Origin of the sequence: Rufibacter psychrotolerans, assembly GCF_016924645.1 — a bacterium.
In the GTDB taxonomy this organism is placed as follows: Bacteria; Bacteroidota; Bacteroidia; order Cytophagales; family Hymenobacteraceae; genus Nibribacter; species Nibribacter psychrotolerans.
Window position 1 is genome coordinate 153,696 of the sequence record NZ_JAFFJV010000001.1, and the last position, 22,116, is coordinate 175,811.

Genomic DNA, 22,116 nt, shown 5'->3' on the forward strand with positions numbered 1-22,116 from the left:
CGGGTAGCGCAGCGTTTGGATTAGTGGTGTGACTTGGCTTCTACCAATGGCTCCAGACCGTTTTTCACGCGGTAGTCATTGATGGCGGCTTTGATAGCATCCTCGGCTAATACAGAGCAGTGGATTTTCACCGGCGGCAAAGCCAGCTCTTCCACAATCTCCATGTTGTCAATAGCCAGAGCCTCGTCTACGGTTTTGCCTTTCAACCACTCAGTAGCCAGAGAAGAAGAAGCGATAGCAGAACCACAGCCGAAGGTTTTAAACTTGGCATCGGTGATTACCTGGTTTTCATCCACTTCAATCTGCAGACGCATTACGTCACCACACTCAGGGGCACCTACCAGACCGGTACCCACATTTGCTTTTGATTTGTCCAGCGTACCTACGTTGCGTGGGTTGCTGTAATGATCGATTACTTTATCTGAATAAGCCATAGCTTTTTTTAATTACGAATGAATAATTATGAATTAAGAATTGGGGTTAAGTAACTAGTATATACGCTTTTAAGGCAAAGCTGATAATCCTTAATTACTAATTCCCAATTCCTAATTGATTTTAGTGTTCTGTCCACTCAACGGTGTTCAGGTCAATTCCTTCTTTGAACATTTCCCACAGCGGAGAGAGTTCACGCAGTTTGGCAACGGCCTCTTTCACGTGGCTGATGGCGAAGTCTACTTCCTCCTCGGTAGTGAAGCGGCTCAAGCCGAAACGCAGGGAAGAGTGGGCCAGGTCATCATTCAAGCCAAGGGCCTTTAGCACGTAAGATGGCTCCAGAGAGGCAGAAGTACAAGCCGAGCCAGAAGAAACAGCAATGTCTTTCACACCCATCATCAAGCCTTCGCCTTCTACATATTTGAAGGAGATATTGCTTACGTGGGGCAGACGGTGCTCTTTAGAACCGTTCAGGTAAGACTCTTCAATCTGCAGCAACTCGTTTTCTAAACGGTCACGCATGGCTTTGATGCGGGCAGTATCAGACTCCATGTCGGTGCGGCAGATCTCAGCAGCTTTACCTAAACCTACAATACCTGGCACGTTCAAAGTACCAGAACGCATGCCGCGCTCGTGTCCGCCACCGTCCATCTGGGCAGTTACTTTTACCCGTGGATTCTTGCGACGTACGTACAGGGCACCAACGCCTTTAGGACCGTACATTTTGTGACCAGAGAAGGCCATCAGGTCAATGCCGTCGGCTTCTACGTCCACCGGAATTTTACCTACTGCCTGGGTACCGTCTGTGAAGAACAGAACGCCGTGCTTCTTGGCAATTCTTCCGATTTCTTTGATGGGCTGAATCACGCCTACCTCGTTGTTACCATACATGATAGAAATCAGGATGGTCTTGTCAGTGATGGCGGCTTCCAGTTCTTCTAAGTTAATCAAGCCTTCTGAGTTCACTTGCAGATAAGTTACCTGTCCGCCCAGTTTCTCAATGTGCTTGCAGGTATCCAGAACGGCTTTGTGCTCAGTAGTGGCAGTGATGATATGGTTTCCTTTGGAAGCATACATCTCAAATACCCCTTTGATAGCCAGGTTATCTGATTCTGTTGCGCCAGAGGTAAAAATCAATTCTTTTGGGTTGCAGTTGATAAGGGCCGCGATTTGCTCACGTGCATAGTCAACTGCCTCTTCGGCTGCCCAGCCAAATGGGTGGTTACGGGACGCGGCGTTCCCGAAGTGGTTGGTGAAATACGGCAGCATGGCCTCCAACACGCGCGGATCCATGGGCGTGGTGGCATTGTTATCTAAATAAATCGGAAATTTCAGCATCTTCGTCAGTAGTTTTCCTATGGTGTTGCTTATCAAAAAAACAGAATTTGTGTCCAGTTAGTTTGATTTGCACGCAAAAATACACAAAAATCGTCACTTAGAATACCTTTAAATAGACCGTATGCATGTAGAACATATTGGCATTGCCGTGAAAAATTGCCAAGACGCCAATCAGTTGTTTGAAAAATTGTTAGGTGCAGCCCCTTACAAGAGCGAAAAAGTGGAAAGCGAAGCCGTGAATACCTCGTTTTTTCACGTGGGAAACACCAAAATTGAGCTTCTGGAGGCCACCGCCGAGCACAGCGCCATTGCCAAGTTCATTGAGAAGAAAGGGGAGGGTATTCACCACATCGCGTTTGAGGTGGAGGACATTGAAGCCGAGATGAAGCGTCTGCGAGAACAAGGTTTCCAGCTCCTGAACGAGGTTCCCAAACGCGGCGCCGACAACAAACTGGTGTGCTTTGTGCACCCAAAAACCGCCAACGGCGTGCTGGTAGAACTGTGCCAGGAGATCAAATAAATGCCTTTTATGTGATTTAAGGCTGTTTTTGGAAAAACGGGGTTGAAACTGTGGTGGCGCAGACACTCGTTGGTTCTCTGGACACTACGAGGTCTTTTGAGTAGGCGATAAAGGGTATGGAGGCAATAGCTTCTGGTTGTATCAAAGACTGTTTTGAAGGGGCACTTTCCTGCATGATACCAGGTGACCTGAAGGTGAGGGGCCTTGATGTTGTTTTCAGCTCTAAATTGTAAAAACAGCCAGAAAACATTTTCAGACCTTATCGCTGGCGCGAGCTTGCAGCTCGTGTCCGCACGTGTTCCTGATTTTCAGGAATAAGCGGGTTGTTCACTAAGCTCTGAGCTTCCGCCTTACCAAATAGTCTCTATAATAGAGTTGCGGAAGAAGGGTTCGGGTTGAAGCAGTGCTATGTGACATCGGCAATGCGTGCGGACACGAGCTGCAAGCTCGCGCCAGCGGCGGTGCATGGAGAGGAATGGCTTAAACCAAGATTAGCCCAATTTAAGGGGAAAGCCGCAAAGGCGCTTGCTCAAAAGACCTCGTAGTGTGCGCAGCTCCTACGAGTGTCTGCGCCGATGACCTCTCTTACCAAAAGACCTCTCCGTTTTTAACCGCTTTTCCAGAAAATGACCCCAAAACGCTTCCTAGAATTCCCTCCCCTGGTTACAGGAAGAGCAAAGGCGCGACCCATTTGGCCAATTTCCACTACCTTTGCAGCCTCAAACGCGAGCTGTCGCCATAGGTGTGAGGAGTGCGTATAAATTTTTGGATCAGACCTTTGCCATGACTACCCCAGAGATAACCCTTCCTGACCACCCGGTTTTTGCTGTGGTGGCCCAAGCTGCCCGGGAACTAGAAACGGATGCGTACGTGATTGGCGGTTTTGTGCGTGATTTGGTTTTGAAACGCCCCAGCAAAGACATTGACGTGGTCTGCATTGGCAACGGCATTGAGCTGGCGCAACGCGTGGCCAGCAAACTGCCCAACAAGCCCAAAGTGGCCGTGTTCAAGAACTTCGGGACGGCCATGTTGAAGACCGATGACGGCTGGGAAGTAGAGTTTGTGGGGGCCCGCAAGGAATCGTACCGCTCAGATTCGCGCAAGCCTGAGGTGGAGCAGGGAACCTTGGAAGACGATCTTAACCGCCGCGATTTCACCATCAACGCGATGGGCATCAGCCTCAACGAGGACACCTACGGGCAGCTCATTGACCGGTTCGATGGCATGAAAGACCTGCGCCGCAAGAACATCAAAACGCCGCTGGAGCCGGGCATCACGTTCTCAGATGACCCCTTGCGCATGATGCGGGCCGTGCGGTTTGCCTCGCAGCTGAACTTTGATATTGACCCCGATACCTTTGATGCTATTGCCGAGAACAAGGAGCGAATCAAGATTGTGTCGCAGGAGCGGATCACCGACGAGCTAAACAAAATCATCCTGTCTAAAAAGCCTTCTTACGGGTTCAAGTTGTTGTTCCAGTGCGGGCTGCTGCACCTCATTTTCCCCAAAATGGTGAAGCTGCACGGCGTGGAGACCATCAACAAGAACTCGCACAAAGACAATTTTTACCATACGCTGCAGGTGCTGGATAATGTGGCCGAAGTCTCGGATGACCTTTGGCTCCGCTGGGCCGCCATTCTGCACGACATTGCCAAACCCGAAACCAAGCGCTACAACGAGAAAGTAGGCTGGACCTTCCACGGCCACGAGGACCGCGGTGCCCGCCAGGTGCCCAAAATCTTCGCTGATCTGCGTTTGCCCCTCAACGAGCACATGAAACAGGTGCAGAAACTGGTGAGGCTGCACTTGCGCCCCATTGCGCTGGTGAAGGAAACCGTGACGGATTCTGCGGTGCGCAGGCTCTTGTTTGAGGCCGGCGATGACATTGATTTGCTCATGCAACTCTGCAAAGCCGATATCACCTCCAAGAACCACGACAAGGTGAAGCGGTATCTGCAGAATTTTGAAAAAGTAGAGCAGAAACTGCGCGAGGTGGAGGAGAAGGACCAACTGCGTAACTTCCAGCCGGTCATCTCCGGCGACCTGATCATGCAGACTTTCGGGATTTCACCGTCCAAGGAAGTGGGTATTCTGAAAAACGCCATTACCGAGGCCATCCTGGAAGGCGAAATCAGGAACGAATATGACGAAGCGTTCCCATTTCTGCTGGCGCAGGGGAAAAAGCTGGGATTGCAGCCGGTAGAATCCTGACGTTCAGAACCGATAAGATAAAAACTGAGAGCGCCGTTTTGGAGTCCTTTTCAAGAAAGAAGGCCCAAAACGGCGCTCTCGGCTTTTACTTTTTCGCTACAGCGTTGACGGCGCATTTGATAGCTTCGGCTTGCATGGGCACGTGATTTCTGCCTACTACGGCCAGTACCCGCTCGCCTCTGAGTACCGCCTCAGACAGCAGCTGGTACATGTGCGCGTTCCGGTTCTCACTGCTCTGGCGGTTGATGTCGTTGGTGAATTTGCCGCCGGTTTTCTGGCTGTCGCCCAGCGGGTCAAACCAGGCAGTGGGGGCTTCCCACCAGTTAACCGGGGCGGTCCAGTATTTCTGGTAGGAAACCTGCAAAGCGGCTACTTCTGGGATTACCTCGTCAAAACCTTTGATCATGGTGCTGGCTTTCTGCAGCAATTGGGCGATGGCGGTTTTCAGCTGTTCCTCGTTCAGGCCCTTGCGTTCGCGTAACCGGCTGGCTTCGCGCAGCACAAAGAACAGCTTGATCTGCTCCTTGCTGAACTTCCCAGATTGTACAAGTTTGTCTATCTCTTCCTGCGGCGACATCTCCAGCGTCATGGTTTTGACTCCCTCGGCCTGAGCCAGGAAACGCACGTAGCCAGATTCTCCTAATTGTTTGATGGTTTCTTCCTCCGTGGCGGCAACGCCGCGGTTGGGTCCTTCAAAAAAGGCAAGGGTGGGCTTCAGCGTGTTCCAGGACTGTTTGATCTGGGCGAACTGCGCGTGGGTAGGGTCTGTGCTGTGGCTGGCGCCGACGTACTGGAGGCTTCCGCCTGAGGTGCTTTGCAAGGTCAGGCTCCACTGCGTTTGTGGGGTTTCTTTCCAGTTTTTGTAGGAAAGCAATTTGGTGTCACAGGACTGGTTCGGCGTTTGCGCGTGCCCCAGCAGGGGGAGGGAAAGGAGTACCAGGCAAGTAAATGATGGAATAAGGGTCTTCATGTGAAAATATGATTTTGGGTAAGATTTGAGCTAGAGGAATTTTGATAGCTAGGTCGTTTTTAGGGTGTTTTCTGGAAAATGCGTGTAAAACAAGCCCGGGAGAGCAGGCCGGGTGCGGGTCTTGCCGGGGAGCGGACTTACTTTTTGGGGTGCAGGGTTGCCTCCTCCACCATCTGGCCGTTTTCCCGCACCACCAGGGTAGCGGGCTGGCCGTTGAGGGAAACAAACTCAAACGTGAGGTCACGCTCCAGGGCGAAGAACCTGCAAGGGGTTTCGGGGTAGAGGGCTATGGTCTGCTGGTTGGTGCGCAGGATGAGCGTGCTGTCTGCTTTCTGGATGGTGATTGTGCCCGTGTGGGGCCCGCTGTACTCCCCAGCGTACTGGGTTAAGGTACAGACCGGCACCTGGATGGCTTTTCTGGTGCTCTGGTAGGGAGCAGGGCCGTGGTCATAGCTGAAAACCCGGGCCATTTTCCAGGTATTGTCCTGCAAGAGCCACAGGTTGGCGAACTTGGCAACTCCGGCCAGAAACTCTGCTTTGCCTTCTTCCTGGTTGTAGAACAGATGGTCGCCGGAAATGATGGCCCCGTACAGTTCGCCCGCTTTGTACATGGGGTAGACCCTGATGGTCTCCGGCACCCCTTCGCGCCTTACTTTGAAGTTCTCATTGCCGCACAGGTTGTTGGAGACACTGGCCATGAAGTTGGCTTCTCCGGTGGTAATGCCGCCTTTGTCATGGAAAAACTCCAGGTCCTCGGCCACAAAATGTTCCATGGTGGCCAGGTCGCATTGGTTGTACGAATCCCAGAAGATGCTGTCTAAATGGAGGAGGGTCCTGGCGATGACGTCTTGCTGCGGTTGGGCCTTGATTGGGGAAAAAGAGGCCGAAAACAAGACCACAGCCACGGCAACAATGGTGATGAGCTGCGTTTTCATAAGAAAAGGAAGTTGTGAGACAAAGGTCTCAGGGAAAAGAGTGCTCAGGAAGGAGAGGAGGGCTGAACGCCGTAAGAAAGGTTCAGCAACTGATGAGCGGGGAGGGAAGGGAAATTAAGGGAGGACTTTGCCATGAGCGCGTCCTCCCTGCACAGGAGCTTCCTCAGAAATCCAACAAGGAGAAAGCTTCCGGTATACTTAGTTTTAGGGCCGTTTTTCAGGAAACTGCCCCAAAACAGACTCTTATTATCTGCGGCGGCTGATGTGCGAGCCCCCAGATTGGTCCATGTCTACCTGCTGCACTTCGCCCAGGTATTCAATGGAGCTGGCGCCGCTGGCTTCGGCCCTCAGGTGCTCTTTTACGTTCACCAGCCCTTGGCTGGCCCCGCTCAGGTCTACCTCGGCGCGTTTGGCCACCAGTTTAGAGGCGTCAATGTTGCTGGCCCCGCTTCCGCTGATGGAGAAATCATCGGCGTAGCCTTTGAGCAGGGTTCTGGAGGCGCCGCTCAGGCTAAGCTCCAGCCGGCCGGTGCTCACGTTGATGGCTACCTCGCTGGCCCCCGTCTGCTTGATGGTGAAGTTCTCGGGCGCAAACCCTATGACTTCGGCCTTGGCGGCCCCAGACAGGCTGATCAAAGACAGGTCTGGCGTTTCTACCTCAATGAGCACGGGGTTTTTGCCTACTTCCCACAGCTTGAGGAACTCAGAGTCGCGGGAGATCTTGAGCACGCCGTCTTGCACCCGTAGCTCCAGTTTCTCCAGTTCTTTGCTGCTGCCGGTTACCCGCACATGGTGCCGGAACGACTGCCGTACCCGGATGTGGTACGCGCCGCCTGCCTCCACCTCGGTGAAATCGCGCACGTTGTAAATCTTGGAGATGCCTTGGTACTCGTCATCCAGAATGGTGAGGTTATCGTCTAACCCACCGGCGGTCTGCCTGGGTCTGGTGGCCCCGGCGGTAGAGTCTACCACGCTGCAGGTAAGGCAGAGCAGGCGGCCGTCTTTCATCTGCCAGGTGTTGCTGGCCACGTCCTCAGAATAGTACTCGCCATTGGTGATCTCGTGGGAGAAGTGGTCGGCGAAGCCCTCAGAGAAGCGCAGTTTCTTGCCGTTGGGCACCAGTATTTTCAGGTCCAGGTCTTGGTCGCGGAAGACGGCGTTTGGTTTGAAGGTAAAGGCGTCGTCAAACCTGATCACCGAGTCCTGCTGCACCATTTTGTACGAGATCATCTGGGCGTTCTTGATAGCGTCTTCCTCGGTAAGGCCGTGGGCTTTGTAGGTCTGCACCACCCGTATGTCGGTGCCCTCGTAGCCTTCCAGCGTCACGCTCATGCGGTGGCCGTATTTATTGGACGAATCCCTGATGTTGAACACCATGGTGTCATACCCGGCCGGAAAGTTCTGGGCCACTTCATACTGGCCAGACTCCTGGAAGTAGCGGGTGGTAAGCGCAATGCCGGTGATGAGCGCCGCCACTGCCAGCAGCCAGATGGCCAGCATGGACCAGCCCACCGCTGGGCGCAGGAAGAAGCGCTTGGCCAGCAAGCCCACCCCCAACAGGAACAGGAGCAGTGCCGGGATAATGCCCGCAAAGAAACCTGCCCACACCAGCCAGGACGGTACCGCATTGAAGAACGCCGAGGCCGGAATATCGCCCAGTTGGATGTATTCTGGCTGGTCAAATATGCCCAGGCCAATCATAAGGGTAACCAGCAGGGCAATCATGAACCCCGCAGACACTACCATCATCAGCAGCCCGGCAAACACGCGCACCAGGGTTACCGCAAGGCCTAAGATAGGGCGCAACACCCTGGACAAGGTCTGGATCACTTGGGAAACCAACCGCACCGGAAACAGAAGGACTTTTGCTAAGGTGCTCTCCTGCCCGTTAGCGTCCTGCATGTGTAAGCTGTTCTTAAGCGATTCTTCTATACTGGAGAGCGTGACGGGGTTTCCCTGCATTTGCACCCGCTCGGTTATGGTTTTGGCCTCTGGCACGGCTATCCAGAGCAGCACGTAGGCAAAAAGCCCCACCCCGCCCATGAAGAAGAGCACCAGGAACAAGAGCCGGATTATGGCTACATCGGCCCCGAAGTAAAGCGCGATGCCGCTGGCTACCCCGCCCAGTTTCTTGTCTACCGGGTCTCTGAACAGTTTCCTGACCTGAATCTCCGGCAAGGCCTCGTTCTTGGGCAGCGCAATCCAGCAGATGATGTACAGGATTACCCCAAACAAGGTGATACCGCCGGTAAAGGGCACCCCAATCACCAGGAACACAAAGGCCAGCCTGATCCAGAGCGGGTCTACCTGCAGGTAGTTGGCAATGCCGGCGGCCACCCCGGCCAGTACTTTGCGGTTAATGTCACGGTACAGCCGTTTCTGCTCACCGGTGGCAGTGGTGAACGGGGGAGGCGTGGTGCCCTGGGCGTGGCTGGAAGCGGTTTCGGTCTCGTCTGGCTCCACCACGGCGTCAAAATCTGAGATGGTGCCCATTTGGGTGATGAGCGCCTGCACGTCCTCACGGGTGATGACCTGCTTGCCTGGGTTCAGGCGGGAAAAGAAGATCTCCGCTATGCGGGATTCAATGTCGGCCACAATCTCTTCGTGCCCCTCATACGTGGAGAAGTACGATTTTATGGCGGCAAGGTACTGGCTCAACATCTCGTAGCCGTCTTCCTCCACGTGGAAGATCATGCCTTGCAGGTTGACACTTATGTTCTTTTTCATGGCTAGTTGGATTTCTTGCGGTTGATGATGAAGGTGGTGGAGTCTACCAGTTCCTGCCAGGTCTGGCGAAGCTGCTCAAGAAACTCGGAGCCGGTGGGGGTGAGTTTGTAATACTTGCGGGGTGGTCCTGAGGTGGATTCAACCCAGGAATAGTCTAAGAGCCCGGCGTTCTTCAATCTGGTCAGCAGTGGGTAGAGCGTCCCCTCCACTACTATCATTTTGGCGGCGGTCAGCTCCTCCAGCATGTCGGAGGCGTAGACCTCGCCGCGGGCGATGATCTCCAGAATGCAGTACTCCAGAATCCCTTTCCGCATCTGCACTTGTGTGTTTTCTACTTTCATGGCCTGTGAGTCTGAATTGTTGATACAAATATATAACTAGGTACTATGTAAAACAAGGTACTGTTAAAATTTATTTTTTGTTGTCTGGTTTTCAGGAAATCTCCTGCGGCAAGTACGTAGTGCGCGAAACAGAACAGAGGGGAGAAATGGCCGGGCAGAAATATGGCTAAAATTGGAACAGATAAGCCCCGTAAGATGTAGTAGCCATTATTGAATGTGTTAATTCTAGTTGCATCCCGCTATATTTACATGGTTTTTCCGTATATGGCTTATTAAGTAGCTAAGTAGTTTCTATGGTAAAAAAAATTATACCCTTTTTTCTCCTTCTTGCCATCTTGCTGTTGCCCGACCAAGGTCTGGCCCAGGAGATTTCTGCGCCTAAGTACAGCAACGAGTTCCTTAACATAGGGGTAGGGGCCAGGGCCCTGGGCATGGGAGGCGTACAGTCGGCCATTGTACGGGATGCTACCGCCGGTTTCTGGAACCCGGCCGGTCTGGTGGGCCTGCCTCACCGGCATAATGCGGTGTACATGCACTCAGAGCTGTTTGCCGGCATTATCAAGAACGATTACGGCGCCTATGCCACCAACCTGGACTCTACCAGTGCGCTTTCCTTCTCGGTGATCCGGGTAGGGGTAGACGACATCGCCGACACCCGCCGCCTGCAAAATGAGTACGGCGCCATCCAATACGACAGCATTGAGTTCTTCTCGGTCGCCGATTACGCCTTCCTGGCTTCCTACGCCCGCAAGAGCAACCTAATCCCGGGCCTTACCCTGGGGGCCACCGCCAAGATTATTTACCGCAACGTGGGTAAGTTCGCCAACGCCTGGGGGTTTGGCATTGACGCCGGGGCACAGCTGCGCCGGGGCAACTGGCAGTTTGGCTTGATGGCCAAGGACATCACCACCACCTTCACCGCCTGGAGGTTGAACCCCGATGAACTGGAGAGTACCTACCTGCAGGACCAGGAGTCTTTCAACGCCAACAGCATAGAGGTGACCCTACCCCGCCTGATTTTAGGCGTGGGGCGGTCTTTTCAGTTCGGGAATCGCTTCTCGGGCCTGGTAGCCACGGACCTGGAGATTACCACCGATGGCAAGCGGAATACCCTGCTTTCCACCGGCATTGTGTCCGTTGATCCTAAGGTTGGTCTGGAGCTGGGGTACGCCAATACTGTGTTCCTGCGCGGCGGCATCAACAACGTGCAGCAGATAGAGGACTTAGACAGCAAAAAAAGCTGGAAAGTGCAGCCCAACTTCGGGATTGGCGTTGCCTCCCACGGCCTGCAACTAGACCTGGCCCTGTCAAAGGTGTCGGATAACTCCCAGACCTCTTCCGTGATTGTTTCCTTAGCGTATAGTTTTGATTAGTGTGCGTATACTAAATATGAAAGCAGCTTTATCCTTTAGATTATTCCTTTATTCTATTCTTTTCTGCTTTGGCTTTCTGGCAGGGGCACCGCTTGCCTATGCACAGCAGGTAACCTACGGCAATGAGTGGATCAATTACAATCAAAAGTACTACAAGATCAAAGTGCCCACCACGGGCATTTATCGTTTAGATAAGGCTTACCTGCAGGCCGCCGGAATCAACGGCGTAGACCCGCGCAACTTTCAACTCTACCGCCGTGGACAGGAGGTAGCCATCCATGTAGAAGGGGAGGCAGATGGCTCTTTTGATGCCAATGATTTTATTGAGTTCTACGGGGAGAAAAATGATGGCGCGTTGGATAGAGAATTGTACAAAGACCCTGATGCCAACCACATAAACCCCTACTACAGCTTATACACTGACACTGCAGCCTACTTCCTAACATGGTCCACCGCCCCCGGGAAGCGAATGGCTGTTGTTGATCAGAATCCGGCGGGATTGTCACCGGAACCATGGCATTGGCAGGAAAATATTATTTTTGATAATGGTGAGTATTCCCGCGGGAAAAGGTACGGTGAGAATTACATGTCTTGGATGGATGCAGGCGAGGGCTATACAGGTGGTTCAACTAGCGGATTCACGTATAACCTGCCCGGCATGGCTTCTAACATTTTCACAGGGGATGCTTCTCCTAAGGTTGAGATTGCCTTTGTTGGAGCAAATGATAATAACCATCAGGTTGATGTATTTGTAAGGCCCCTAAGTGGACCTGAGCGGTTAATTGGGACGGTGAGCATGATAAGCTTTGGTTCCGTAAAGCAAGAATTCCCCTTAGTTACCGGTGATTTTCATGCCGATGGGAAGCTGGTTTTGCGTATTACAGCAAAAAATACAGCATCTCGGTTCAGGACTATTTACTTCAAAACCATCTATCCGCAGAAGAACACAATTTCAACTGCAGGCCTAACTATTAAAAACCAGAACGTCATTTCTACTCCTGCATATTACCTTTTTGAAGGAAGTATGGCCTTAGGCACAACAGGCTATGATGTTACTGCTTCTGATAACGTGAAGCGGATTGTGGGCAGTACTTCCGGAACCCAGAAAGGGTTTGTTTTTCCTGCTGGGTTTAGGAGCGGCTTCCTTTGGTCGGGTACCAACTTAGTGCCCCCTGCTCCCAGAGAGGTAAGGTTTAGATCACTTACTGGGACCAATGCTTCTTACGTTATTATTTCCCATGAAAGCTTGATGCAACCAGTCGGGACTTCTGCCAACCCGGTAAAAGAATATGCAGCGTATCGTAATTCTGCAGCCGGAGGGGGATACGATACCCTTGTGATGGAAGTAGGGCTTCTTTATGACCAATACTTTTACGGCGACAAATCCCCTGCCGCTATCAGAAGGTTTATGAAGTACCTCCTTAACAACGGAAAACCCCAGTATCTCTTTATTATTGGCAAAGCCCTGGAGGCAGATAACATAAATGTGAGAAACAAACCTGCCTCACTAAGTCACAGAGACTTGGTGCCAACAGGGGGAACTCCTGGATCCGACGTGTTTTTTACAGCCGACTGGGATAAAGGGAACTATGCGCCAAAGGTTCCTACTGGCCGTATTCCGGCCAATACTCCCCAAGAGGTACTGAATTATCTAAAAAAGGTACAGACGCATGAAAGCCTGGCTCAGAATGTAGAATGGCGGAAAAACATACTGCACCTGGGAGGCGGTATAGAGGGTTCTGAAAGAACAACCTTGGCCTCTTACCTGAGAAGCTATGAGCAAATAGCCGAAGGGAAATGGTTAGGAGCAAACGTTATCACCAAAATCAGAAGTTCAGTGGCTGGCCTGGATACCATTAACGTAGCCAAGGAGTTGAATGCAGGTCTAAGCTTGATCACCTTCTTTGGGCACAGTTCCACTACCACATCAGATTTAGATATTGGTCTGGTTTCCAATGTGCTCTCTGGGTACAACAATACCGGGAAGTATCCCATGATCTTGATGAATGGCTGTAACGTAGGAAACAGCTATGTTGCCGCCAAGTCCTTTGGCGAAGACTGGCTTTTGACCGCCGATAAGGGAGCCCTTGCATTTTTAGGGCATGCGAGTTACGGATACCCGTCTCTATTAAACATTTTCAGCTCTAATTTCTACAAAGTAAGCTTCAGCGATCCAGCATATTACGGTAAACCCTTGGGGGTACAACATCAGCAGGCGATTGAGGAAGTTGCAAAATCAATCAGTGGAGATAACACCATTGCCATGGAAATGCAGATGATTTTGCAGTCTGACCCGGCGGTTGTTTTGGTTGCCCCTGAGAAAGCTGATTATGTTGTGCATAACGGAGGCGCTTCCGTAGAAGCCTTGGATGGCGGCAAGGTGACTGCTACATCAGAGAGCTTTATCCTATCACTGGATGTAAAAAACCTGGGAAAGGTAAATGAATCACCCTTCTACATCTCTGTCACAAGAAAGCTGGAAAACGGAACGGAGCTAGTTTACGACAAGATCAAGGTGCCTTCAATATACTATAGAGATACTTTAAAGCTTGAACTGGCAGCCAGAACCACTGAAGCGGCTGGTATCAATACCTTTAAGGTGAAACTGGACTATACTGACACCATTCCTGAACTGGAGGAGGGAAATAATGAGTACATCTTTGACGCCTTTTTCTCCAGAAGTGGGGTGGTGGCCCTTACGCCTCATGAGTATGGAATTGTTTCGGCTAGTAACGTAAAGTTGGTAGGGCAATCCACCGATTTACTTTCTGCCGCAAGAGATTATTACTTTGAAATAGACACAACCGCAACATTCAAGAGCCAATGGAAGCAGTCGCGGGTTGTAAATGCCGCGGTGTTACCCGTGTGGGATGTCCAGTTGCCAACCTCAGGGATGCCAAGGGATAGTATGGTGTACTTCTGGCGATTAAGATACAACACCTTCAATGCTGGGGAAGACACCGTCTGGGCTACCAGTTCTTTCAGGTTTATTCCAGGAAGCTCCAATGGCTGGTCACAGGCCCACTTTGGGCAGTTATCTAAGGCAACCCTCCAACGGATAGAACTAAACTCCCAAGCGAACAAACTGGAGTTTGCCCCCCTCTATAAGAGCATCATGATCAAGGGGGGAGGTGGCGCTTTGGGCATGTCACGCAGTGCTCCCTTCGGGATTTTTATAGACAATAACGCCTTCTTCTGGGACAACTGTGGCTATACAGTCCCTAACATGCTGGTAATGGTTTTCGACAACGTATCGCTGGAGCCCTACACAAATATGCCGGCCAATACCGGAAGTAGATGTGGTCTGGCTGGTACCTACGTATACCAATTTGGTAACCTTTCAACGGTAGCAAACCAAGACAGATTGGAGGCCTTCTTAAAAGCAGTGCCTCAGGGCTACCATGTGGCCATGGTGGGCATCAACAACATACCATACCAAGCCTTTAAGGCTTCCTTGAAAGAGGCTTTCAAAGGGATAGGATCAGTTGTGATAGATAACCTGAAAAACGGAGATCCTTTCGCAATATTGGGGCAGAAGGGGGCACAACCAGGTACCGCGTTGGAAGCCGGTGGAAACGACGCAGATTCTGCTCCAAGGAACATGCAGGCCGTTCAAATTGAGAAGCTTATAGAGGTAAATGACCAGCAGGGAACAATGACCTCCACGCTAATTGGTCCGGCTAGAGAATGGAAGTCATTGCATCACCAGATGAAACTGGAGCCTTCAGACAGCTACAGGTTAGATGTGCTTGGAGTGAACCAGGAGAACCAGGAGACGGTAATCGCCTCAAACGTTACTTCTTCTAACTTTAGCCTGGAAGGCGTTGACGTCAATGCCTATCCTTACCTTAGATTGAGAGTTGCCTTAAAAGACGAAGCCCAAAGAACGGCTCCGCAGGTAAGCCAATGGACGGTTCTATATGAAGGTGTACCCGAAGGGGTGATGCGTCCTGACTTGGTAGGCTTGGATAAGTACCAGAAGCTTTCTGAGCAAGCAGCCAGCGGGGAGGTGAACCTGCCGTTTGCTTTCCACAACATCAGCAAAACCAACTTTGGTGATTCGCTTACGGTAGAAACCACCTTGTTTGAGGAAAACGGCACCAGAACGGTAAAATCCTTCAAAGTGGAGCCTCTCCAGAAAGAAGACACCGTCTACTTCAATCATAAGTTCTCTACGTTGAACATGAAAGGCACCAACCGGCTCAGGGTTACGGTAAACCCCCGTATCTTGCCTGAGCAGAACTACCTGAACAATACGCTGGAAATATCATTCAACAGCCAGTTAGCGGCAGGGTTACCGCCGGTGGTGGATGTGGCCTTTGACGGGGTGCGCATTCTGGATGGGGAGATCGTGTCACCTAGTCCTTTGATTAGCATCGTGCTGAAGGACAACAGCCGCAAAATGCCCATCACAGAACCTACTTCCCTCAAAGTGTACCTGAAAAAGCCCGGGGGCGATTTTGAGGAACTCGACGTACGTGCCAATCCGGCCATCCGCTGGTTCCCCGCCGACGACAAGAATGATTTTAGGGTAGAGTATCACCCTGAGAGACTGGAGAACGGAACGTACACCCTGGAGGTGCAGGGGTTTGACGCGCTGGGCCAGCGGGCCGGCAGTGAGCGGTACAGCGTGAACTTTGAGGTGGTGAATGAGTCTACCATCTCCAACTTCTATCCGTACCCTAACCCGTTCTCGTCCAAGACCAGGTTTATCTTCACCCTAACGGGCAGCAAGATCCCAGACAGGATGAAGCTCCAGATCATGACCATGACCGGAAAAGTTATCCGTGAAATCCAGAAAGAGGAGCTGGGAGCCATCAAAATCGGGAACAACATCTCAGAGTTCGCCTGGGACGGAACGGATGAGTTTGGAGATAGGCTGGCCAACGGGGTATATCTGTACCGGGTGGTGGTAGACAACGGCCCTGAGGAAATGAAGCATAGGTACACCGAGGGAGACAAGGCGTTCAAGAATGGCTACGGCAAAATCTATATTCTGCGGTAACCTTGCCCCACTTCTGGGATGATTTCCTTAAAACAGCTCAAAAACAGAAGCGGCCCCGGGTACCCAGGGGGGCGTCTGTTTTTTAATGGACAAAGTAGGGGGTGTTTGTTGTGCCTGCGTGCCGTTCTGGTTTTTGCGTGTTTTTCTAAAAACGGGCGCTAAACGGCCGACTAGTTCTTGCTGAATCCCGCCGTCCGCCTAAAAGTGAAAAAGGTAAACGGATAGGCGTGCCGGTCATCGGGCAGGTGCTCCTCCTGGTCGGTGACTTCCCAGGCATTAGCTTCCAGGTCGGGAAAGTGCACGTCGCCCTCAAAGGACTCGTGCACCAGGGTAAGGTAGACCACCTCGGCCAGTGGAAGGGCTTGCCGGTAGATCTCGCCGCCGCCTACCACCATCACCTGTTCGTCCAGGGCGAGGCCTTCCTGTAATGCTTCCTCCAGTGAAGAGGCGACTACGCACCCTTCAGGGGCTTGATAATCCTTTTGGCGGGTAACGATGATGGAGGTGCGGCCGGGCAGCGGTTTGCCGATGGCCTCAAAGGTCTTTCTACCCATCACCATGGGGTGGCCCATGGTCAGTTTCTTGAAATGCTGCAGGTCTTTGGGCAGATGCCAGATGAGCTGGTTGTCTTTCCCAATGACGCGGTTCTCAGCAATGGCGACTACTAAGGCGATCATACGGCGTGCTGGAACGTGAAACCTCTAAGAAACTCCTGAATCTTCATCCGCTTTTTGCCTTCCATCTGCAGTTCCTCCACGGCGTAGGCAGTGTTCTCTCCGCAATGCACGTGGAGGAAGTTCTTGCCATCGGTGGTGTAGGTACCGGGTGCCGTTTCAGCGCTGTTTTCCAGAACTTGGCCCGAAAACACTTTGAACTGCTTGCCTTCCAGTACGGTCCAAGCGGCAGGGTAGGGCGACAACCCCCGCACAAAGTTGTGCACCTGTTGGGCGGGCTGGTTCCAGTCTATCTGGCAGGTTTGTTTGAAGATCTTGGGCGCTAGGCGCAAGGGTTCCTCGGGTTGAGGCTGCGGATAAGGCTGGGTGCGTTCTTCGGCGATGGCCGTTACTGTTTCCAGCAGTAGTTCGGCGCCGGCGTGTTTCAGCTTCTCGTACAGCGTTCCGAAGTTGTCTTCCGGTTCAATGGCCACTTTCTTTTGCAGGATGATGTCGCCGGTGTCTATCTCGTGCTGCAGGAAAAAGGACGTGACGCCGGTTTCTTTGTCGCCGTGGATGAGGGCCCAGTTGATGGGCGCGGCCCCGCGGTAATGCGGCAACAGGGAGGCGTGAATGTTGAGCGAACCCAAAGGCGGCATGTTCCAGACGGCTTCGGGCAGCATCCGGAAGGCCACAATCACCTGCAGGCTGGCCTGGTAGCCTCTCAGTTCTTCCTGAAAAGCCGGGTCTTTGAGGTTGGTGGGCTGGAGCACGGGCAAATGGTGCTGCAGGGCTGCCTCCTTTACCGGCGAGGGCACCAGTTTGAGGCCGCGGCCGGCGGGTTTGTCGGGGGCGGTGACCACGGCCACTACGTTCCAGCCATTTTCCACCAGGGCCAGGAGGGAGGGCACCGCAAAGTCTGGGGTGCCCATGAAAATAATCCTAAGGTCTTCTTTCCGCATGGGTTATTGGGCGTCTGGGTACAGCAGGTACTGCTTGCGCATCTTTTTGTAGGCGTCCAGGCCTGGTTTCCACGAATCCCGAATCTCTTTCTCGCTCATTCCGGCCATAATCTGTTTCTGCAGCTCATCGGTACCGGCCAAGCTTTTGAAGAAGTTGTTGAAGAACTTCTCCTTTTGCCCCGATTTCTGGTAAAAGTCCAGTAAATAGCTCAAAGTGAAGTTCTCTTTCAGGTCTAGCTTGGTCAAATCCTTGCCGTAGCACACCTGATTTTTGTACGGCGGGTCCATGGACATGCCGGGGATGGGCACGGGCGTGAACGAGAAGGTTTTATCTGGATAATACGGCGCGCCAATTACCTGGAACGGCGTGTGCGTGCCGCGGCCCTGGCTCACGGTAGTGCCCTCAAACAAACACAGGAAGGGGTACAACTTGATGGACTGGTCGTTGGGCAGGTTGGGCGACGGCTTGATGGGCAACGAGTAGAACATCTTGTGGTGATAGCCTTTCACCGGAATGATCTTCACTTCGGCCTGCACCCCGTTTTTGAGCCATTTTTCGCCGTTGATCATCAAAGCGTACTCACCCAACGTAAGCCCGTGCGAGATGGGGATGGTGTTCATGCCCACGAACGACTTGAACTCCGGCTTCAGGATGGGCCCGTCTATGAGATACCCGATGGGGTTGGGGCGGTCCAGGAGCAGCATGGGTTTGTTTTGCTCGGCAAGGGCTTCCATCACGTAGTGCATGGTGCTGCTGTAGGTGTAAAAGCGCACGCCCACGTCCTGGATGTCAAAGAGCACCACGTCCACGTCCTTCAGTTGGTCGGCGCTGGGCTTTTTGTTCTTGCCGTACAATGAAAGAATGGGCAGGCCGGTCTTGGCGTCGGTGGAGTTGCTGATGTGGGCGCCGGCATCGGCGTCGCCGCGGAAACCGTGCTCGGGGGCAAAGATCATCGTGATTTTCACGCCCCGGCTCAGGAGCGTGTCTACCAGGTGCGTCTGGCCAATGGTAGAGGTCTGGTTCACCACCATGCCCACGCGTTTGCCCTGCAGGTAAGGTAAATATAACTCTGTCTGTTGTGCGCCCGTTAGGAGAGTGGCTTGCGCCGAGGCCGGCTTGGCCGTAGCGGCCGAGGCAGTGGAACTTGCGGCCGTGGCCGGGGCGCTGCTGGTGGGGGCCAAATCAGCAGGCTTGCAACTGGCTAGGGTGGCACAGAGGGCCGCCGTACGCAGGATAGTGGAAAGCATAGGTTTAGTTTAAGTACAGATAACTATCTTTAAGCACAAATTTGACGAAGTGAATCTTTCCCGATACATAGCCAGCCGTTTGGCCGGCGCCCGCTCAGACTCTTTTACCGCCTCGGTCACAAAAATAGCAAAGTTCAGCGTAGGACTAGGCATTGCCATCATGATTGTGTCCTTTGCCATTCTGGAAGGCTTCCGGTACGAGATACAGGCCAAGATCTTCAGCTTTGGCGGTCACCTGCAGATCAGCAAGTTTGACACCAACAATTCGTTTGAGGGTTACCCCATGGGCACCTCCACCGGCTTGGGCGACTATAAAGACATACCCGGGGTGGCGCACCTGCAGCCCTTCGCCCGCAAGACGGCCATCATCAAGACCGATGAGGAAGTACTGGGCGTGGTGCTGAAAGGGGTAGATTCTACCTATGATTTTAGGGGGATGCGCGCCAACCTGGTCTCGGGTTCGGTAATGGAGTTCACGGATACGGCCGCCTCTAACCAGATCATGATGAGCCAGCTCATGGCCGACAAGCTCCGCCTCAAAGTGGGCGACCGCGTGCTGTTCTACTTTATCCAGAACCCTCCCCGCATGCGCCGCTTTGAGGTGAAAGGCATCTTCAAGACCGGGCTGGAGGAGTTTGACAACGTGTACGTGCTGGGTGACTTGCAGCAGATACGGGACCTGAACCAGTGGCCCGACACGCTGGTGGGCGGCTACGAGATCCTGCTCAGCGACTTCACCCAGATAGACACCGTCACCAGCCAGGTCTTTGATAAGATGAACTACGACCTGCAACTGGAGAAGATCACCGACACCTACGCCCAACTCTTCGACTGGCTGGAACTGCTCAAGCGCAACGTGATCATCTTCCTGGTCCTGATTGTGTTTGTGGCCACCTTTAACATGGTGTCCACGCTCTTTATCATGATTCTGGAGCGCACCAACATGATTGGAGCCCTAAAGGCCATGGGCGCCACCAACGGACAGATCAGGCAGATTTTCCTGCACCGGGGCCTGCGCCTCACCATCGCCGGATTGATCGGGGGGAACCTGCTGGCCCTGCTGTTCTGCGGGGCGCAGGACTACTTTCACCTGATTCCGCTGGACCCTGAGAACTACTACATGGACACCGTGCCCATCCACTGGGACTGGCGCATCTGGGTAGGCATCAACGGCATCACGTTCATCCTGACCATGCTGTCCATCCTGCTGCCAACCCTGCTGATCTCCCGCATCAACCCGGTGAAAGCCATTAAGTTCGACTAGCAACCAACCGCCCGTTTTACAGCTCTTTTCAGAAAAAAGGCTCTAAAACGGGCGGTTGGTTTTCAAGGCAAATGCCTGCTGCACCAGCGGTTGGTTTACTTCAAGTCAATGCCTTCCCGCTCAAACGCCTCCTTCACCTTCTCGTTCAAAGACTCAGACACCTGCTGAAAGCGATAGTCGCCGCGCTGCACCCACACCTTCACCGATAAGGTCATGGTTTGCCCCGCCAGTTTCTCTACCCCAATGGAAGGAGCCGGCTCCTGCATAATCTCTGCGTCTGAGGCAACTACCCTGTTCAGCACCTCCCTGATCTTGGTGAGGGGCACCGCGGCATCTACTGTGTACGTCACATCCAGGCGCCGGCGGTCTTCCACGTCATAGTTCACCACCACCGCTGAAGCCAGCGGACCGTTGGGAAGATAAATGGTCTTGTTGTCCTCCGTCTTGATCACCGTGTTAAAGATATTGATCAATGAAACGGTGCCTTTCTGCCCCTGGGCCTCAATAAAGTCACCCACCCTGAACGGCTTAATGGTCAGGATCAACACCCCACCCGCGAAGTTGGCCAGGCTGCCCTGCAGCGCCAAGCCCACGGCCAGACCGGCGGAACCCAGCAAGGCAATAAAAGAAGTCACCTGCAGGCCCACCTGGTCAATGACCACCATGATGAGCAGGACCAGCAGCACAATGTTGAGGATGTTCCGCAGGAACGGCCGCAAAGAAGGGTCCACGTTCTCGCGGGTCATGAGCCGGTACGCGAAGTCCGTGATGCGCCGGATGAGCCAAAGGCCTACGAACAAGATAAAGATGGCCACCAAAATCTTGATGCCATACAACAGGGCGAAGTCCTGGATGCGGGTCAAATAACGGTCAGTTTCAAACATAGGTAATAACTCTGAAGTAGGTTGGGCCCAAATATATAGCAAAAGCTAGCCTCCAACAGGAAGAAGCCCGCTTTTCTAGCAAGCGCCTCGGGGTTGGAAAGCGGAAGAAACGAGGTTACGGAATGGGAACTTCAGGGGTGTGAAGGACTTCTGCGTTCTTCCTGGGGAATAGTTTCTGTAGAAAACGGTCTCTGAACCTTAGGAAAGGGCGTTCCACCACCAGGGAAGACAGTACCGCAAAAAACAAGGTAACCAAGGCGTACACCGTAAAACCCACCAACCCCTTTCCAAAATAGTGCTGTACCGGAATCACGAACAGGAAGTGCCAGAGGTAAATCCCGTAACTAAAGAAGGCCAATACCCTAAAAGGAGCAAAGTAACGCGATTTAGCCTGGTACATGCCCAGAATCACAAGAAACCAGCAAATAGGGCTGATGGTGCGTAGCAACAGCTCCGGCAACGGCGAAAGCACCGTTAGGCAGAGGAGTAGCGCACCGGCTCCCAGTATCAACAATCCCTTATGGTTAAAAAGCGGATGCGCAGTGCCCTGCTTGCGTTTGCCTAGTATGGTGATAAGGATTCCCCAGCCAAAAGCATCCAGACGATTATGGGTATACGTAGGCCACTCGGCAAAGTCGGTAACCATTGCCTGGGCCTTCAGGCCGATGCCCATTGCCAGGAGGGCCAATGCGGCGGCCAGGAAGCGGCGGTTTTGCTTGGCGAAGAACAGCGCGAAGGAAGCCATCATCAAGGGCAGGATCCAGTAAAACTGCTCTTCCACGCAAAGCGACCACAAGTGCTCCATGCTCCACCGGGAGGGCGGCCCGCCATAGTTGCGGTAAAAGAAGAAGTACTGCGGAAACTCCCTGGGAAGCGGAATGTCCTGCGGGGAAATATCCTTCAGTAGAAGCACGGCCAGGACATAGCCCACCACCAAAAAGGTATAATAGGCGGGGATAATCCTGAAGAGGCGCTTCAGAAAGAAAATGAGATAACTGGTGCCGCTCTCAGATTTCCGCAGAGTAGACCACAACGATACGCTCACCAAATGACCGGAAAGCACGAAAAACAAATCAACGCCTACCGCCTGCAAGTCCAATACCTCAAAGTGGGTAAGAAACACAATAAAGATGGCAAAGCCTCGCAGAAAGTCCAGGCTTTGCAGTCGGTTAGAGGTGTCTAAGATTTGTGTGAACATGCAAAAAGCGTTGAGTGCTAAACCAACCAAGACCCAATATATGAACTTCAGGTGC

Annotated in this window: 16 protein-coding genes; 5 read left to right on the top strand and 11 right to left on the bottom strand. The window is 52.7% G+C overall.

Annotated features, from left to right (window positions below):
* Positions 1-20 precede the first annotated feature (20 nt).
* Together iscU and JT718_RS00670 are read right to left on the bottom strand one after the other, a co-directional pair.
* Complete coding sequence (gene iscU, locus JT718_RS00665) at positions 21-434, bottom strand: Fe-S cluster assembly scaffold IscU (protein WP_205499746.1); 414 nt, start codon at positions 432-434, stop codon at positions 21-23.
* A gap of 121 nt (positions 435-555) precedes the next feature.
* On the bottom strand, positions 556-1,770 hold the full coding sequence (locus JT718_RS00670) for an IscS subfamily cysteine desulfurase (protein ID WP_278251836.1): 1,215 nt from the start codon (positions 1,768-1,770) through the stop codon (positions 556-558).
* Between the two features lie 121 nt (positions 1,771-1,891).
* Between JT718_RS00670 and mce the strand changes: the two genes are divergently transcribed.
* Entirely contained in the window at positions 1,892-2,290 is a 399-nt protein-coding gene (gene mce / locus JT718_RS00675; protein ID WP_205499747.1) for a methylmalonyl-CoA epimerase, read from the top strand.
* 783 nt (positions 2,291-3,073) lie between these two features.
* On the top strand, positions 3,074-4,501 hold the full coding sequence (locus tag JT718_RS00680; RefSeq protein ID WP_205500043.1) for a CCA tRNA nucleotidyltransferase: 1,428 nt from the start codon (positions 3,074-3,076) through the stop codon (positions 4,499-4,501).
* A gap of 85 nt (positions 4,502-4,586) precedes the next feature.
* On the opposite strand, the gene JT718_RS00685 is transcribed toward JT718_RS00680, so the two are convergent.
* From JT718_RS00685 to JT718_RS00700, 4 genes are all read right to left on the bottom strand, one after another.
* A complete protein-coding gene (locus tag JT718_RS00685; protein ID WP_205499748.1) occupies positions 4,587-5,471 on the bottom strand; it encodes a hypothetical protein in 885 nt (294 codons plus the stop codon).
* A 137-nt stretch (positions 5,472-5,608) separates the two neighbouring features.
* Positions 5,609-6,406, bottom strand: coding sequence for a nuclear transport factor 2 family protein (locus tag JT718_RS00690; RefSeq protein ID WP_205499749.1), 798 nt, complete (start codon positions 6,404-6,406; stop codon positions 5,609-5,611).
* Positions 6,407-6,652: 246 nt separating this feature from the next.
* Positions 6,653-9,133 (bottom strand): PspC domain-containing protein, encoded by a 2,481-nt coding sequence (locus tag JT718_RS00695; protein ID WP_205499750.1) that lies wholly within the window; start codon positions 9,131-9,133, stop codon positions 6,653-6,655.
* 2 nt (positions 9,134-9,135) lie between these two features.
* On the bottom strand, positions 9,136-9,474 hold the full coding sequence (locus JT718_RS00700; RefSeq protein WP_205499751.1) for a PadR family transcriptional regulator: 339 nt from the start codon (positions 9,472-9,474) through the stop codon (positions 9,136-9,138).
* Between the two features lie 341 nt (positions 9,475-9,815).
* Here JT718_RS00700 and JT718_RS00705 point away from each other — a divergent pair, with 341 nt between their 5' ends.
* Both JT718_RS00705 and porU2 read left to right on the top strand, forming a co-directional pair.
* The gene (locus tag JT718_RS00705; RefSeq protein ID WP_317195458.1) at positions 9,816-10,847 is read left to right on the top strand and encodes a putative type IX sorting system protein PorV2; all 1,032 of its coding nucleotides are present in this window, start codon (positions 9,816-9,818) and stop codon (positions 10,845-10,847) included.
* 16 nt (positions 10,848-10,863) lie between these two features.
* Positions 10,864-15,852, top strand: coding sequence for a putative type IX secretion system sortase PorU2 (porU2, locus tag JT718_RS00710; RefSeq protein WP_205499753.1), 4,989 nt, complete (start codon positions 10,864-10,866; stop codon positions 15,850-15,852).
* Positions 15,853-16,022: 170 nt separating this feature from the next.
* On the opposite strand, the gene JT718_RS00715 is transcribed toward porU2, so the two are convergent.
* From JT718_RS00715 to JT718_RS00725, 3 genes are read right to left on the bottom strand one after another with little or no spacing between them, the layout of a single operon-like run.
* Complete coding sequence (locus JT718_RS00715) at positions 16,023-16,529, bottom strand: dihydrofolate reductase (protein ID WP_205499754.1); 507 nt, start codon at positions 16,527-16,529, stop codon at positions 16,023-16,025.
* The gene (gene fmt, locus JT718_RS00720) at positions 16,526-17,467 is read right to left on the bottom strand and encodes a methionyl-tRNA formyltransferase (protein ID WP_205499755.1); all 942 of its coding nucleotides are present in this window, start codon (positions 17,465-17,467) and stop codon (positions 16,526-16,528) included. The genes JT718_RS00715 and fmt overlap by 4 nt, the downstream gene beginning before the upstream one ends.
* Positions 17,468-17,470: 3 nt before the next feature.
* Entirely contained in the window at positions 17,471-18,715 is a 1,245-nt protein-coding gene (locus JT718_RS00725) for an exo-beta-N-acetylmuramidase NamZ family protein (RefSeq protein ID WP_205499756.1), read from the bottom strand.
* Positions 18,716-18,764: 49 nt separating this feature from the next.
* Between JT718_RS00725 and JT718_RS00730 the strand changes: the two genes are divergently transcribed.
* Positions 18,765-19,979: an ABC transporter permease gene (locus JT718_RS00730; RefSeq protein ID WP_205499757.1), complete on the top strand. Its 1,215-nt coding sequence runs from the start codon at positions 18,765-18,767 to the stop codon at positions 19,977-19,979.
* 95 nt (positions 19,980-20,074) lie between these two features.
* On the opposite strand, the gene JT718_RS00735 is transcribed toward JT718_RS00730, so the two are convergent.
* Together JT718_RS00735 and JT718_RS00740 are read right to left on the bottom strand one after the other, a co-directional pair.
* Positions 20,075-20,863: a mechanosensitive ion channel family protein gene (locus JT718_RS00735; protein ID WP_205499758.1), complete on the bottom strand. Its 789-nt coding sequence runs from the start codon at positions 20,861-20,863 to the stop codon at positions 20,075-20,077.
* A gap of 115 nt (positions 20,864-20,978) precedes the next feature.
* Positions 20,979-22,061, bottom strand: a complete 1,083-nt coding sequence (locus tag JT718_RS00740; protein ID WP_205499759.1) for an acyltransferase family protein — start codon at positions 22,059-22,061, stop codon at positions 20,979-20,981.
* Between the last annotated feature and the right edge of the window lie 55 nt (positions 22,062-22,116).

Coding starts and splice junctions, on each gene's coding strand:
- iscU (WP_205499746.1), bottom strand. CDS start 434: ATGGCTTATTCAGATAAAGTAATCGATCATTACAGCAACCCACGCAAC.
- JT718_RS00670 (WP_278251836.1), bottom strand. CDS start 1,770: ATGCTGAAATTTCCGATTTATTTAGATAACAATGCCACCACGCCCATG.
- mce (WP_205499747.1), top strand. CDS start 1,892: ATGCATGTAGAACATATTGGCATTGCCGTGAAAAATTGCCAAGACGCC.
- JT718_RS00680 (WP_205500043.1), top strand. CDS start 3,074: ATGACTACCCCAGAGATAACCCTTCCTGACCACCCGGTTTTTGCTGTG.
- JT718_RS00685 (WP_205499748.1), bottom strand. CDS start 5,471: ATGAAGACCCTTATTCCATCATTTACTTGCCTGGTACTCCTTTCCCTC.
- JT718_RS00690 (WP_205499749.1), bottom strand. CDS start 6,406: ATGAAAACGCAGCTCATCACCATTGTTGCCGTGGCTGTGGTCTTGTTT.
- JT718_RS00695 (WP_205499750.1), bottom strand. CDS start 9,133: ATGAAAAAGAACATAAGTGTCAACCTGCAAGGCATGATCTTCCACGTG.
- JT718_RS00700 (WP_205499751.1), bottom strand. CDS start 9,474: ATGAAAGTAGAAAACACACAAGTGCAGATGCGGAAAGGGATTCTGGAG.
- porU2 (WP_205499753.1), top strand. CDS start 10,864: ATGAAAGCAGCTTTATCCTTTAGATTATTCCTTTATTCTATTCTTTTC.
- JT718_RS00715 (WP_205499754.1), bottom strand. CDS start 16,529: ATGATCGCCTTAGTAGTCGCCATTGCTGAGAACCGCGTCATTGGGAAA.
- fmt (WP_205499755.1), bottom strand. CDS start 17,467: ATGCGGAAAGAAGACCTTAGGATTATTTTCATGGGCACCCCAGACTTT.
- JT718_RS00725 (WP_205499756.1), bottom strand. CDS start 18,715: ATGCTTTCCACTATCCTGCGTACGGCGGCCCTCTGTGCCACCCTAGCC.
- JT718_RS00735 (WP_205499758.1), bottom strand. CDS start 20,863: ATGTTTGAAACTGACCGTTATTTGACCCGCATCCAGGACTTCGCCCTG.
- JT718_RS00740 (WP_205499759.1), bottom strand. CDS start 22,061: ATGTTCACACAAATCTTAGACACCTCTAACCGACTGCAAAGCCTGGAC.